This is a genomic window from Pseudooceanicola sp. HF7, from assembly GCF_011806405.1.
Lineage (GTDB): Bacteria > Pseudomonadota > Alphaproteobacteria > Rhodobacterales > Rhodobacteraceae > Pseudooceanicola.
Genome location: NZ_JAATOW010000001.1, coordinates 153,302 through 166,916, shown reverse-complemented (window position 1 = coordinate 166,916; position 13,615 = coordinate 153,302). Strand labels below are relative to the sequence as shown.

General features: G+C 68.7%; 12 protein-coding genes. 8 read left to right on the top strand and 4 right to left on the bottom strand.

Annotated elements, in window-relative coordinates; translation table 11 throughout:
* Window positions 1–393: DUF6635 family protein (locus tag HCZ97_RS00770; protein ID WP_368484300.1), on the bottom strand; the 393-nt coding region annotated here is incomplete at its 3' end.
* Window positions 394–694: 301 nt separating this feature from the next.
* Between HCZ97_RS00770 and HCZ97_RS00765 the strand changes: the two genes are divergently transcribed.
* The 7 genes from HCZ97_RS00765 (at window position 695) to HCZ97_RS00735 (ending at window position 8,563) form a co-directional block, all read left to right on the top strand.
* Window positions 695–1,906 (top strand): hypothetical protein, encoded by a 1,212-nt coding sequence (locus tag HCZ97_RS00765; protein ID WP_167686737.1) that lies wholly within the window; start codon window positions 695–697, stop codon window positions 1,904–1,906.
* A gap of 194 nt (window positions 1,907–2,100) precedes the next feature.
* Complete coding sequence (gene ygiD / locus HCZ97_RS00760) at window positions 2,101–2,922, top strand: 4,5-DOPA dioxygenase extradiol (RefSeq protein WP_167686736.1); 822 nt, start codon at window positions 2,101–2,103, stop codon at window positions 2,920–2,922.
* A 132-nt stretch (window positions 2,923–3,054) separates the two neighbouring features.
* Complete coding sequence (locus HCZ97_RS00755; protein WP_167686735.1) at window positions 3,055–4,257, top strand: oxygenase MpaB family protein; 1,203 nt, start codon at window positions 3,055–3,057, stop codon at window positions 4,255–4,257.
* Window positions 4,258–4,412: 155 nt separating this feature from the next.
* Window positions 4,413–5,282 carry a squalene/phytoene synthase family protein gene (locus HCZ97_RS00750; protein ID WP_167686734.1) on the top strand — a complete coding sequence of 290 codons (870 nt, stop codon included), beginning with the start codon at window positions 4,413–4,415 and terminating at the stop codon, window positions 5,280–5,282.
* Window positions 5,279–6,133: a squalene/phytoene synthase family protein gene (locus HCZ97_RS00745; RefSeq protein ID WP_167686733.1), complete on the top strand. Its 855-nt coding sequence runs from the start codon at window positions 5,279–5,281 to the stop codon at window positions 6,131–6,133. Before HCZ97_RS00750 ends, HCZ97_RS00745 begins: the two co-directional genes overlap by 4 nt.
* Window positions 6,117–7,400, top strand: a complete 1,284-nt coding sequence (gene hpnE / locus HCZ97_RS00740; RefSeq protein WP_254871273.1) for a hydroxysqualene dehydroxylase HpnE — start codon at window positions 6,117–6,119, stop codon at window positions 7,398–7,400. The genes HCZ97_RS00745 and hpnE overlap by 17 nt, the downstream gene beginning before the upstream one ends.
* 122 nt (window positions 7,401–7,522) lie before the next feature.
* Window positions 7,523–8,563 carry a sulfotransferase gene (locus HCZ97_RS00735; RefSeq protein WP_167686732.1) on the top strand — a complete coding sequence of 347 codons (1,041 nt, stop codon included), beginning with the start codon at window positions 7,523–7,525 and terminating at the stop codon, window positions 8,561–8,563.
* Between the two features lie 42 nt (window positions 8,564–8,605).
* Here the strand turns inward: HCZ97_RS00735 and HCZ97_RS00730 are convergent, their stop codons facing one another.
* Together HCZ97_RS00730 and HCZ97_RS00725 are read right to left on the bottom strand one after the other, a co-directional pair.
* On the bottom strand, window positions 8,606–10,597 hold the full coding sequence (locus HCZ97_RS00730) for a bifunctional DedA family/phosphatase PAP2 family protein (RefSeq protein WP_167686731.1): 1,992 nt from the start codon (window positions 10,595–10,597) through the stop codon (window positions 8,606–8,608).
* Between the two features lie 478 nt (window positions 10,598–11,075).
* On the bottom strand, window positions 11,076–11,792 hold the full coding sequence (locus HCZ97_RS00725; RefSeq protein ID WP_217701706.1) for a YoaK family protein: 717 nt from the start codon (window positions 11,790–11,792) through the stop codon (window positions 11,076–11,078).
* Between the two features lie 275 nt (window positions 11,793–12,067).
* Here HCZ97_RS00725 and HCZ97_RS00720 point away from each other — a divergent pair, with 275 nt between their 5' ends.
* The gene (locus tag HCZ97_RS00720; RefSeq protein WP_254871272.1) at window positions 12,068–12,475 is read left to right on the top strand and encodes a cytochrome c; all 408 of its coding nucleotides are present in this window, start codon (window positions 12,068–12,070) and stop codon (window positions 12,473–12,475) included.
* 28 nt (window positions 12,476–12,503) lie between these two features.
* On the opposite strand, the gene HCZ97_RS00715 is transcribed toward HCZ97_RS00720, so the two are convergent.
* Window positions 12,504–13,595, bottom strand: coding sequence for a LuxR C-terminal-related transcriptional regulator (locus tag HCZ97_RS00715; protein WP_167686729.1), 1,092 nt, complete (start codon window positions 13,593–13,595; stop codon window positions 12,504–12,506).
* Between the last annotated feature and the right edge of the window lie 20 nt (window positions 13,596–13,615).

The window sequence follows — 13,615 nt, the reverse complement described above, 5'->3', positions numbered from 1 at the left end:
AAAAAAAAAAGCGCTGCGGTCGGGCTCTGCCAGCCCTTCGGGGGCCAGGGCCTCCAGCCGGGTGGCCAGGGGGGTGCCGCGCCCGCTTGCGGGCAGCGCCAGAAGGTCCTCCAGCAGGCGCGCTTCGACCTCGGCCGCGACCCGCGTGGTCAGGATGAAGCCCCGCGCGCCCAGCCAGTCCGCCGCGCGCCGCGCGCCGCAAAGACGGCACAGAAACCCCGCCAGCCGGGTCAGAGCATGCAGCGGCGCCAGGAAGACATTGAGCGGCGCGCGCAGAAGATCCCCGCCAAGGGCGCGGCGATGCAGGCCAAGCGCCCCGCGAAAAGAGAAATGCCGGGCGACGAACCCGTCGATCCGCCCGCGCGCCGCGTCGAATTCCGCGCGCGTCGGCACGGCCGCTCCTTCGGATGGCTCTGCCTGCTGCTCCCTGCCCATGGCCCCCCTTCCCGTTGCCCGCCCTGTGACAGATAGGCATTCCGCCCGAAAGCACCAGACGCCTCCGCCTCCGCTTTCCGCCGGGCGCAACATTGCGCCGGCCCGGCCCGACCCATCTGCGGTACACAGGATGCAATCAAAGGTTGATTGACGCAGGGTTAGGTGCAATCCTCCACCGTATGGACCATCGCGCGGCAGCCTTCCGCTACCTGCGTATCCGCTTGATTTCATTCAGGCCTTTCGACCAAAGGAGATTTCGATGACCCGCCACGCCCGTCTCATGCTGACCGCCGCTGCCCTTGCCCTGCCGGCGCTCTCCGCCCAGGCCCAAAGCGACACCGCCTCCGACAGTCCCGGCTGCGTCGCGCAGGACTGGTCGCGCACCATGGACCACGCCAAGCTCGCCGAAAGCTGCCTGGACGTTGCCTTTGGCGATGATCTGAAGGCGCGCGAAACCCTGGCCTGGTACATCTTTGCCATGGTCAACCAGCTGATCCCGGATCCTGCGGACCCCGAAACGGGCGGCATGTCGGGCTCTGGCAAGGTCCCGCTCTGGATGGCCTGGCCCACGGATCCGGACACCTTCGACACCAACAAGGCCTTTGATTTCAACGCCGCCATGGACGACGAAATGAACCCCACGGCAGAAAAGAAGGACCTGGCCGCCGGACGCGTCAGCACCGCCGATCCCGACGGGGCCAATGAACAGGTCACCCGCAACAAGATCAGCTACGACTACCTGATCGACAGCGGCCTCACGACCAAGATCGACGTGGCGGAGTTCTTCAAGACCAACGACTACGTCGAGATGCCCGTCGGCTCGATCGAGCTCAAGGCCTCCTGGCTGCAGGTGACAGATGGCAGCCCGGCCCCCGAGGGCGCGCTGACCTTCACCTTCGAAGGGGGCAAATACTGGTGGCGCGGCCTGCATCTGATGATGAAGATGCAGACGCTCTCGACCCCCGGCGATGTCTTCTATTCAGAGGAACCCACCTGGTTCTGGTCCACCTTCGAATTCAACGACAACCCCGGCGTGGGCCATGTGCGCGACACGCTGATCACACAACGCGCGCCCCTCTCCATGGATGAGATCGACACGATCCTTTCGGACGCGGGCATCGGCGACTTCGGCTTTGAAAACTATGCGCCCAACGGCACCCAGATCCGCTTTACCGTGGATGGCACCGGCGAGGTGCCCGTGATCCTGGGCCATACGGACATGGAGGATTTCGCCGGCGCGCCCAATACCGCCCAGCCCCGCTACTGGACCCATTTCGAGGCCAGCTGCCACAGCTGCCACGCCAGCGCCTCCTACAACCCGGATCTGGACCTGTTCTTCCCCTTCTCGGTGCCCACCGGCGCGCTGACCCCCGCCTATAACGCCAGCGCCAAGGATGGCGTCGTGCGCTACCTGGGCCAGGGGTTCAAATCGCTTGATTTCATGTGGCCCATCGCCTTCCAGGCCCGCTGAGAACCGCACCTGTAACCAGCACGGGACATCCGCCTGCCGGGTGTCCTCCCTCTTCGCCCCACGGGCCCCGGCGCTGGACAAGCGCCGGGGCCCGCGCGCCTGACCGCCTTTCCATCCCCGCCCCCGCACGGCACAATGACGTGGGGTGCCCCCGGAACACCCGGGGCCCCATGAAGCCCGGGAAAGGACAGACCATGCGCCAGGTAACCCTTGAGACATTGCGCGACCGTTTCGCGCCCTCTGATCGGATGCCGCTGGTCTTCATGGGCCACGGGAGCCCGATGAACGCGATCGAGGAGACCGACTACACCCGCGCCTGGACCCGGCTGGGCCAAAGCCTGCCGCGTCCCCGGGCGATCCTCGTGGTCTCGGCCCATTGGATGACGCGCGGCTCCACCCTGGTCGATGTCTCCGAACTGCCGCGCACGATCCACGATTTCGGCAATTTCCCGGCAGAGCTTTTCGCCCAGCAATACCCTGCCCCCGGCGCGCCGGAGCTGGCCCGGGAAGTCACCGCGCTGCTGGCCAGCCACCACGCGCAGGAAGATGACACCTGGGGCCTGGACCACGGGGCCTGGGCGGTGCTGAAGTTCCTCTATCCAGAGGCCGATCTGCCCGTCTTCCAGGTCTCCATCGACATGAGCCGGGATCTTGATCACCAGCTCTCCATCGGGCGCACGCTGTCCCAGCTGCGTGACCGGGGCGTGCTGATCCTGGGCTCGGGCAACGTGGTGCACAACCTGCGCGCCATGCGGCGCGGCGGCCAGCCGCATGATTTCGCGCTGGAATTCGACGCGCTCTTTGCCGACCGGCTGGAAGACCGCGATTTCGCCGCCCTTTCGGACCGCGAGGGCCTGGGGCCGCTGCTGAACATGGCGCATCCCTCGCTCGATCACTACCTGCCCGCGCTCACCATCGCCGGGGCCTCGGACGCGCGCGATGCGCTGACCTTCATGACCGACAGCATCGACCTTGCCTCGGTCTCCATGCGCTCCTTCGTCTTCCATTCGGACTGAGCCGACCACGCAGGCGGCACCTGTGCCCGGCCCGTCCCGGCGCCCTGCCCGAACGCTTGCCACAAACAGGCAGACTTTCTAAGCTGACTGTCAGTCGACCGGACCGCCGGTCCTGCCACCGGGGAAGACTGCATGACCGACGGACCTGCCAGCGGCGCATCCCAGACCGAGGTGCCGCGTGCCTACCGTGACGGCTACGCCCGCGCCCGTGCCATCGACCCGCAGATGGCAGACCGCTACATCGCCCATACCCGGATGGGGGATCCCCTGGCCGATGCGGTGGTGGCCGAACTGGCCAACCACAGCGCCGAAGAGGCCCAGCACTGGATCGCCACCGGGATCGAACAGGGGCTTGCCGCCATCCCCGACGCGCCCCCCGCCACGCGCGCTTTCTTCGAGGCCGTGGAAACCCCGCCGGACTGGTTCGACCCGGCCCGCACCGGCCCCGGCTGCCGGGGCTTTCACCGCCATTCAGAGATGTTCCTGGGCGCCTTCGTCGGGGCCGTCCTGATCGAGGGGTTCTCCACCCTGATCTCGCAATCCTTCTCGATCACCGGGCGGATCGTGGATTCCGGCGTCCGGCGGCTGAAGCAGAACAACCGCCACCTGGTGGAGATCTTCATGCCCGGCGGGCTGGACCGCGACGGCGACGGCTGGAAGCTGTCGATCCGCATCCGCCTGGTCCATGCCCGCGTCCGCCACATGCTGGACGGCGCGCCCGACTGGGACCCGGACTGGGGCCTGCCGCTCAGCAGTGCCCATATCTCCTATGCCACTGCGGCCTTCTCGGGGTTGCTGCTCTACCGCGCGCGGATGCTGGGCGTGCACCTGACGCCCGAGGAAGAAGAAAGCTTCATGATGATCTGGCGCTATTCCGGTCACCTGATGGGCGTGCCGGAAGAGATGCAATGCGGCTCGCTCGACAGCGCGCTGCACCTCCAGAAGATCGGTCATATCTGCGAACCGCCCCCAACGCTGGAAGCGATCCTGCTTTGCAACGGGCTGATCAACTCCGCCCCCGTGGTGGCCGGGATCGACAAGCCCCGGTCGCGCAAGGCGCTGACGCGCTACATCTACCGGGTGTCGCGCGCCATGATCGGGGACGAGATGGCCGATGCCCTGAACTACCCACGCATGCGCACCTTCGGCACGCTGACCACGATCAGGGCCAAGAACCGGGGCGAGGCGCTGCTCTACCGCATGGTGCCCAAGCTGGGCGCGCGCAACCGCGCCAAGCAGTTCCAGACCATGCTCGATGTCTCCTTCCATGACCCCGAAGGGATCGGCTACCGCCTGCCCCGCCACCTGCACGCCGAACGCGACGGCCTGCTGTAACCGCCCCCGGCGGCCTTGCCGGGCCGCAGCACGCGGGATGACAGGCACGATAACACCTTGTGCAGGCATGGTCGGTTATGACAGTTTCCGGCTCAGATTTGCCGGCGGCACAGCCCCGTAGACACCCGGCGCGCCAGGAGGAGGGACAGGGGCCTGTGAAACGATCCAAGACAGCCCAGGCTTCCGCCGCCACAGAGAATTTCCCCGTGGCCTCCCTGCTGATCCGGCGGGACCTGCGCCCTTCGGTCATGGCCTTCTATGCCTTTGCGCGCGCCGCCGATGACATCGCCGATGATCCCACCCGCGACACCGCCACGCGCCTGGCCCTGCTGGAGCGCTGCGAAGCCGGGCTGGACGGCGACCCCTCCGGCAGTGCAGAGGGGCTGGCCCTGCACCGGGACTTGACCGCGCGCGATCCGGCCCTGCTGGAGCACCCCCGCGCCCTGCTCACGGCCTTCCGCCAGGACAGCCGGGGATTTGCCTATCAACAGGATGCGGACCTGCTGGCCTATTGCCGCCACTCCGCCGATCCGGTCGGGCGCTTCCTGCTGGCGCTGCATGGCGAAGACGCCGCCTGCCACGGCCCCTCGGATGCGCTCTGCACCGCGCTTCAGATCCTCAACCACCTGCAGGACATCGCCCAGGACAAGGCGCGGCTGGACCGCTGCTACCTGCCCGGCGAGCGGCTGTCAGAGGCCGGGGTCACTCAGGCGGATCTGACCGCACCTGCCTGCTCTGACGGGCTGCGCCGGGTGATCGACGGGCTGCTGGACCTGACCGACGGGCTGCTGCTGCGCGCCGCGCCCCTGCCCCGGCGCATCGCCGCGCGCGGGCTGGCGGGCGAAGCCGCCACGATCCTGTGGCTGGCGCGCGATCTATCGGCCCGGCTGCGGCGCGGCGATCCCCTGGCCCGCCGCATCGCGCCTTCGCCCCTCGCCTTCCTGCGCGCCGGGCTGACCGGCGGGCTGCGCAGCCTGCGCCCCGGACGCCCCCGCCTGACCACAGCGGAGCTCACGAACCGATGAGCCCCCCGCGCAAGGCAGATTCCACGACCGAGCAAGAGGTGCGCCGCAGCGTGACCGCTGCCGGGTCCTCTTTCGCGGTGGGCATGCGCGTGCTGCCCGCCGCCCGCCGCCGCGCGATCTATGCCGTCTATGCCTTCTGCCGGGTGGTCGATGACATCGCGGATGGCGACAGCCAGCTGCCCGATCGCCAGGCCGGGCTGGACTACTGGCGCGCCGAACTCGCCCGCGCCTATGCCGGCAGGCCCGAAACCGCCATCGGGGCCGAACTGGCCCATGTCGCGCCGCTTTTCGATCTGCCGCAGGCGGAACTCGCGCTGGTGGTCGAAGGCATGTCCATGGACGCCACCCCCATCATCGCCCCCTCCCAGGAGGAGCTAGAGCGTTACATCCGCTGCGTCGCCGGGGCCGTGGGCATCCTGGCCATGCGGATCTTCGGCGGCTGGCAGGGCGCGGCCTCCGAACGCTTTGCCCTGTCGCTGGCGCGGGCCATGCAGCTGGTGAACATCATCCGCGATGTCTCCGAAGATGCCGCCATGGGCCGTCTCTACATCCCCGCGCCGGTGCTGGCCGAAACCGGCCTGCCCGCCGATCCCGCCCTGGCCGTCACCCATCCCGCCCTGCCACAGGCCCGCCGCCTGCTGGGAGAGATGGCCCGCGACAGCCTGGCCCAGGCCCTGGCAGAGGCCCCCTCTCACCCGCGTCGCGCGCTGTTCCCCGCGCTGGTCATGGCCGGCCCCTATGTCCGCCTTCTCAGCCGGATGGAAGAGGACTGGTCCCGCCTGCCCCCCGCAAGACCGGGCTGGCGCAAGCTGGTGGACGGGCTGGGCTTTGCCCTTGCCCCGGGGCGCTGATCCGGTGCGCGACCTGGCGCAGGTGCATGTCATCGGGGCCGGGCTGGCCGGGCTGGCCGCCGCGCTTGATCTTGCGGGGCGGCCGGACCTGCACGTGACCCTGCACGAGGCGACGGCCAATGCCGGCGGGCTTTGCCGCAGCTACCATGACGCACGGCTGGACCGGGTCATCGACACCGGCAACCACCTGATGCTCTCGGCCAACCAGGCGGTGCTGGACCATGCCGCGCGCATCGGTGCGGCGGAGCGGCTGACACTGGCAGAGCCGCTCTTTCCCTTCCATGACCTCGCCAGCGCGACCAGCTGGCAGCTGCGGGTGCCGGATCATCCGCTGGGCGCGCTGCGCCCCGGCACCCGCCCGCCGGGCACCCGCCTGTCGGACCTTGCCGATCTGCCCCGCCTGCTGACCGCCGGGGCGGATCAGACCGTGGCGCAGGTCATCCGGCGGCGCGGCGCGCTTTGGCGCAGTTTCTGGGAACCGATGACCATCGGCGTGCTGAACTGCCCGCCCGAACAGGCCTCTGCCCGGCTGCTGCGCGACACGCTGAAGCTGACCTTCCTGAAGGGCGCCGCCGCCTGCCGCCCGGTCTTCGCGCCCGCGGGCCTTGGCCCGGCGCTGGTCGATCCGGCGGTGGCGCAGCTGCGCGCGCGCGGCGCCGCGCTGCACTTCCGTCACCCTCTCACTGCGCTGGAACAGGCCGATGGGCGCGCCACGGCGCTGTGCTTTTCCGATGGCGCGCGCATCGCGCTCGGGCCCCGCGATCACGTCATCCTGGCCCTGCCGCCCCAGGCGCAGAAGGCGCTGCTGCCCCAGGCCCGCACCCCGGCGCCGGGCATGGCGATCCTGAACGCCCATTTCCGGGTAGAGCCCACTCTGGCCGCTGCCCAGCCGCCCCTGCTGGGCCTGCTGGGCGGGGCCGCGCAATGGATCTTCCGCCGCGATGACGTGCTCTCCGTCACCATTTCCGCGGCAGAAGCCTCGCCCCTCGATCCGCTGCCACCCGGCCAGGCGCTGGAGCGCATCTGGACAGAGGTGGCCCAGGCCGCCGGGGCGCCCGCCGCCCGGCCCCTGGCCTCGCGGCTGATCCGCATGCGCCAGGCCACCTTCGATCAATCCCCGCAGGAGGTGCGCCAGCGCCCCGGTGCGCAGGGGCCGCTTGCCAACCTGCTGCTCGCGGGCGCGCAACAGGCCACCGGCCTGCCCTGCACGCTGGAAAGCGCGCTGGTCTCCGGCCGCGCTGCCGCCGCCCTGATCCCCCAGCCCTGATCTTCCTCGGGCCTGATCTTCCCCGGGCCTGCGCAGTATATATACAGGCCCCGCCTTATTGATTACCCTCGCGGCAAGCCCGCCTGGCACCCCCTGTCCCGCCACAATCCTGCGATGTGTTGATGCCGATTGATGAACCGATCTCGCCCGTCCTCGTCCTGTCCACCGGGCGCTGCGGCTCCACGCTGGTCTCCCAGATGCTCAACAAGCACCCAGAGGTGCTCAGCCTGTCGGAGTTCTTTGCCACCCTGGGGCCAGAGATCTTTGCCCACCGCCGGCTCACCGGCGCGCAGCTCTGGCGCATCTTCAGCTGCCAGTCCGCCGGGCTCAGGGCCATGTTCCGCAACGGCGAGATGGTCGACGAAGGGCTCTACCCGGTCGACGACCCCAAGGCGCGCTTCAGCCTGGCCGATGTGCCCCCGATCATGACCGTGGCCCTACCGCATCTGACACCGGACTACGAAAGCCTTTACGATGAGCTGGGCGATGTCGTGCGCCCGCTGCCCGCCGCCCCGCTTGCGGATCAGCTGCAGGTGGTCTTCGCCTTCCTGCAAAAACGGCTGTCGCGCCGCGTCTGGGTCGAACGCTCCGGCAGTTCGCTGATGCTGGCGCGCCGCATGCTGCGGCTCTTCCCGGAGGCCCGGGTGATCCATGTCCACCGCGACGGGCGCGACGTGGCCCTGTCCATGGCAAAGCACCACAACTTCCGCGTCCTTGTTGGCGGGCTGAAACGCTGCCGCGCCCTTGGACTTGACCCCGCGCGCGCCTTTCGCAGCGACCGGGGCAGCATGGCCGATGTCTGGTTCCAGGCCCTGTTCTTCCGCCTCACCGATCCCGGCAAGCTGGCCGACGGGGTGACGGATCCGGACCTTGCCGCCTATTGGAGCGACCTGATCGAAACCGGGCTCGATGCCTTCGCCGACCTCCCGCCCGAGCGGCTGTTCACCCTGGCCTTCGCCGATCTTGCCGACGATCCCCGCAGCAGGATGGAGGCGCTGATCCGCTTCATCGACCCCTCCCTTGTCGATGAGGCCTGGCTGGACGAGGTCGCCACCATGATCCGTCCCACCCGTTCCCGGGCCGCCAGCCTGCCGCCCGCGCAACGCGACGCGCTGACCCAGGCCGCCCGACCCGGCCTCAGCCGCCTTGGATACCTGCCCTGACGGGCGCAGCGTGACCCGGCCCCCTTTAGCCCACGAGCCCGGCTAGCCGCCCGCCGTCACCAGAACCACCTGATGCGGCAGCTCCTCCTGCTGCCCGCCAAGGGCCTTCAGCAGCTGCGCCCGGGCCGCTTCGGGCTGCCAGCGCGCGCTGTTGGCCTCTGGCGCCAAGGCCAGGGCCAGCACCGGCTGCCCCGCCTTGGTGACGCCCGATCTCCAGATCCGCAGCGCGCTGTCACCGTCGGGGGCGCGCAGGGTCAGCGCCGCCGGGCTGGCATCGCGGAAGGCCAGCGGCTCTGTCGCGCCGGCCTGCGGGCGATGGGTCACATCCCGCCGCAACGCGGCCCAGATCGACCACAGGCCGGCCTCCGGCACCGCAGACCAGCCGCCCGCCAGCAAATGCGCCTGCACCTCCTCAAGGCCCATCCCCGTCACCACGACGGAGACCGGCGGCAGGGGCGCGCCACCCAGGGCCACGACCTCAAGCGGCAGGGTCCGGGTGGCGATGGCGCTGCGCAGGTCCTCGAACATCGGCGGCGCGATCTCTCCGCGCTCGATCGGGGTCTGGCGATGGGCCACCCCGATCCAGAGCGCAGAGCCGAAACAGGCCAGCATCGCCGCCACGCCAACACCGCGCCACAGCGGGGAGACCCGGCGCGCAGGTCCCGCCTCCGTGCCCGCCGCAGACAATCGCTGCCGCCAGCGCAACTGCTCGGCCAGGGCCAGCCCGATCACCATCCAGATCGCGCCCACGACCCAGCCATTCAGCACGTCTGACAGGAAATGCTCCACCAGGTAGATCCGCGTCAGCCCCAGCCCGAAGGCCATGGTTATCCCGAAGGGGATCGCCACCACCGGGCCAAGCGCCCGCATCCGCCAGAGCGTCAGTGCCAGCGTGCCGTAAAGCGCAACAGAGATCGCCGCGTGACCAGAGGGGAAACTGTTCGAGGTCTCAAGGAAATAGGAAATCTCGGGGCGCGCGCGGCCAAAGGCCAGCTTCAACCCGGTCACCGTCAGCGCACCCCCGATCACCGCAACCGCCAGCCCCGTGGCCTCGGCCCGGTAGCCGAAGGAGAGAAGACCCAGCACCGCCCCCAGGGCCACAAGGGTCGCCACCGGCACATGGCCGGACTGGGTGAACCAGCCCGCCAGCGCCAGCCCACCCGGGCTCCAGTAGGCATGGGCCAGGTTGGCGACCCGCTGATCCAGCGCCTGCGTCTCAGGCACCAGGGTCAGATCCAGCGCCCCGTCGATGAAGACCCCGGTCAGGTAGATCACCAATGCCAGCGCCGCCGTGGCCAGCAGCCCGCCGCCATGGCCGGGGTCAAACCGCCGGGCCAGGAAGGCCGCGGTGCCGGGAAAGCGCGCCGCGGCGCGTTGCAGCAGCGGCCAGCCCGCCAGCCGCACCCGCGCCGCTGCCCCCAGGGCCCGCAGCCAGGGAATGGCATGGCGCGCCTGCCGCACGACGATCCAGGTGAAAAGACAAAGCACCCCGATCGCCACTAGCGGCAGGACAAGGCGCGGCAGGTAGGGCCCCACCCGCGCCAGCAGATCGCCCGCCACATAGCCCAGGGCCAGGTGGGCCAGCGCATAGCAGGCCGCGCTGATGATGTTCCACAGCACGAAGCGCCGCCGCTCCATGCCCGACAGCGCCGCCGCAAGGGCCGCGAGGCTCGCTACCGGCCCCAGGAAGCGCCCGATGACCAGCGCCGGCCCGCCGTGGCGGCGCACCAGATCCTGCGCCCGCTGAAACGCGCGCCCGCTTGGCAGCGGCATCCGATCGCCCAGCCAGCGCCCGCTGAACCAGCTGGCCTCTCCGCCCAGGATCGCGCCAAGGGCCACGAACCAGGCCAGGTCGATGAAATCCAGGTAGCCCAGCCGCACCAGCGCCCCGCCGGCATCCACGATCAGCGTGCCCGGGGCGACCAGCCCAGTGACCCACCACCCCTCAAGCAAGGCCGCGGCCCCGATCAGCCAATAGGACCAGAGCCCGAAGGATTCGAGCGCGGGCAGGATCTGCGAAGTCAGTGAAGTCATTCAGGCGTCCGTTTTTGGTGGGGGAGTCTTGGCTGGTGCGTCTTGCGGGGTGCGCCACCGGGGCGCTGCTTGCGGGTGGCGGCCAGCTCTTGGGCCATCTGTCTGTTGGGCCGGTTCTGTGGCCCACTCTCGTCCAAGTCCCGCGACCGGCGCGGAGGGCATCCCCGCATCATCGGCACTGGCCCGTCAGGGTCAACCCGATGGCAGTGCCGCAGGTCCCAACCGGACCATTCCACCGCGCGCTGCGTTAACCGAGTCAAATACCGACAATAATACCGACGCGATACCGACGTGATACCGACGCAATACAGACGTCGGTTTTGCGCCCCCAGCCCCTTGTTAACCAGGGGTTCCACGCCGATTCGCCCAAACCCGGCGCCCCGGGCACCGTCCCGCCCGGGAAGGTTTCGTTAACCGCAGCTCTCCAGCCCGCCGGTCAGAGGCCGTTTTGCCGGTCCTCCCGTGATTGGAAAGGACCTCACCCCTGCACCTTCCGCGCGCTTTTCAGGGCCGGCAGGGCAAGCAGCAGCAGCACCCCGGCAATGACCGCATAGACCAGCGGCCCGGCCAGTTCATAGCCCCAGACGCCCAGCAAACCGCCCAGGAAAAAGGCCGCCAGCGTGGTCAGATGCAGCGTCAGCCGCGCGCCCATGACCTGGCGCCGCCTGCGCTCTCCCCGTCCCGGCGCCACCATCAGCCGAGCGACCTCAAGCCCGATATCCGTGGCGATTCCAGAGACATGCGTGCTGCGGACCCGCCCGTCAGAGATCCGCGTGGTGGCCCCGTTCTGCAAGCCCATAAGCGCGCTCAGGCAGATCATCAGCGCCCCGCCCCCCAGCCGTTCGGGCCAGATCAGGTCCGCGATGGCCAGGCCCAGCAGCACCAGCGCCTCCAGCAGGATGCTGAAGGCATAGATCCCCCGGATCTCCAGCTTGCGCCCGATCTCTGCCAGCACCCCGGACAGGAAGGCGCCCAGGATGAACGCGACGATCAGCGCCAGGAACCACAGCGCCACCTGCACCCGGCCCAGCGCCAGGAAATCCGAAAGCGATGACAGGTTGCCCGTCATGTTGGCAGAGAAATAGCCCAGCGCCCGGAACCCGGCCGCATTGACCGCCCCGGCCACCAGCGCCAGCCAGGCGGCCAGCCTGAGATCGACCGCCACATTGCGGTCCTGACCCACATGTATCAGCAAAGGCGGCGCTCCCCGGTGATGGTCTCCGACGCGGCTAGCGTGACAGTTTCACGCGCGGGAATGCAAGGCGCGATGGGTGATTTTTCGCTTTATTACTGCGCCTTACCCGCCATCCATGGCACCGCCGCCTTTCGCCCCGTGACACGTGGGCCCACCCCCTGTCAAAAGCGCAACACCGGCTGGCGGAGCCGTTTTCTTATCCGGCCTGCCCGTGTATCCTGCCCCTGAGAACGCCATGAAGGCGGCAAGAGCAGACCGGCAATACAGGGGAAAACATGCGCAAGATCATCCTTGGAGTTTCCACGATCATGGGGCTGACGCTGGTCGCCTGCACCACGGCAAGAATGCCGGATCGCACTGATGGGGCAGCCTTTTTTGCCGAAAACTGCGTGTCCTGCCATGGCGCAGACGCCCGCGGGGACGGCCCGCTTGCCGCAGACCTTGCGGATGCGCCCGTCGATCTGACCACGCTGGCCCGTGACAATGGCGGCACCTTCCCTGAGGCCCGGGTGCTCAGCTTCATCTACGGCGATCCCGAAGACAGTCACCTGGCCCGCGTCATGCCCGAATTCGGCGATGCCATGGGCGATGACCTGGTCCCCGTGGATATCGAAGGCACGATGACCCCGACCCCAAGGGAGCTGGCGGGCCTGCTGGCCTACCTCGAAAGCATCCAGCAGTAAGCGCGGGCCGCCCGTCTGCGGCGGCCCCTCACAGCACGCCCATGCGGAAGGCCGTCGCGATGGCTTCCGGCATGGTCCTTGCCCCCAGCTTGCGGCGCAGGTTGGCCATGTGCAGGTCGACCGTCGGGATCGCCAGCCCCAGGTCATGGGCCAGCTTGTCGCGCCGCAGTCCCCGGATCAGCCCTTCCAGCACCTCTCTCTCGCGCGCCGAGAGAACGATCTTTTCCTGAGGGTTTTCAAGGGTGTTGGGCAGGCTGACCGGATCCTGCGTCGTGATGATGACCAGCACGCGGCGCCCGCCATCCGTGCGCGGCAGCAGGTTCAGGCGCAGCTCAGGCAAGAGGCGCCCGTCATTGGCCCGTACCGGGGGAAGCTCGACCATACCGGCATGGCGCACCTCTGCGCTGACCGCGACCCCGACCGCCTGGCGATAGGCCCTTGCCTGCGGGCCAGAGACGGACAGATGCCGGCTGTGGCGCATCTGCACGAAGGGATGGATCAGCAGAAGCTGCTCTGCCATCCCGTTAAGCCGCAACAGCCGCCCCTCGTGATCCAGCTCCAGCACGGGCAGATCGTTCATCAGGGTGCGATCCGCCGCGGCGATCTCGTGAATGTCGTTGCGGATCAGCTCCCGCCGAATGGCATGCAGCCGCCCCAGGTCCGCCGCGTGGCGATTGACGAAGCCCAGCTGCTCATCGCTGAAATCCCCCGCCCTCTTCCCCTTGTGAAAGGCCGTGGCGACCATGCCATCCCGCGTGGCCTGCACCAGCCCCATGCACCAGAACCGGTCCAGCCGGTTCTTGAGCACGTAGTCGTTGTACATCTCGCTTTTCTGAAAGGCCTCAGCGCTGACGAAATCGGTCAGCCGAAAGGCCCCCGCCCCGATGAGATCGTCGCTGACCACCGCCATCCAGGGGTCCCTGTCCATGAAGTCTTCGTAATCGGAATGGGCCTCGGGCTGGGTGCCGGCGGTCACTTCCTGAAGATCCCCGGGGTGCAGCCAGAAAAAGACGGAGGACGGGGCTTCGATCTCCTGTGCCATCCGGGCCGGCAGCGTCTCGAAAAGGGAGTCATCCAGCACGGCATCATAGATATCATGATGCGACAGTCGGGCTTTCATGTCATCCGTTTCCCCCAGTT

Excerpts from the sequence above, each read along its gene's own strand:
- HCZ97_RS00765 (WP_167686737.1), top strand. The coding sequence starts at position 695 with ATGACCCGCCACGCCCGTCTCATGCTGACCGCCGCTGCCCTTGCCCTG.
- ygiD (WP_167686736.1), top strand. The coding sequence starts at position 2,101 with ATGCGCCAGGTAACCCTTGAGACATTGCGCGACCGTTTCGCGCCCTCT.
- HCZ97_RS00755 (WP_167686735.1), top strand. The coding sequence starts at position 3,055 with ATGACCGACGGACCTGCCAGCGGCGCATCCCAGACCGAGGTGCCGCGT.
- HCZ97_RS00745 (WP_167686733.1), top strand. The coding sequence starts at position 5,279 with ATGAGCCCCCCGCGCAAGGCAGATTCCACGACCGAGCAAGAGGTGCGC.
- HCZ97_RS00735 (WP_167686732.1), top strand. The coding sequence starts at position 7,523 with ATGCCGATTGATGAACCGATCTCGCCCGTCCTCGTCCTGTCCACCGGG.
- HCZ97_RS00730 (WP_167686731.1), bottom strand. The coding sequence starts at position 10,597 with ATGACTTCACTGACTTCGCAGATCCTGCCCGCGCTCGAATCCTTCGGG.
- HCZ97_RS00720 (WP_254871272.1), top strand. The coding sequence starts at position 12,068 with ATGCGCAAGATCATCCTTGGAGTTTCCACGATCATGGGGCTGACGCTG.
- HCZ97_RS00715 (WP_167686729.1), bottom strand. The coding sequence starts at position 13,595 with ATGAAAGCCCGACTGTCGCATCATGATATCTATGATGCCGTGCTGGAT.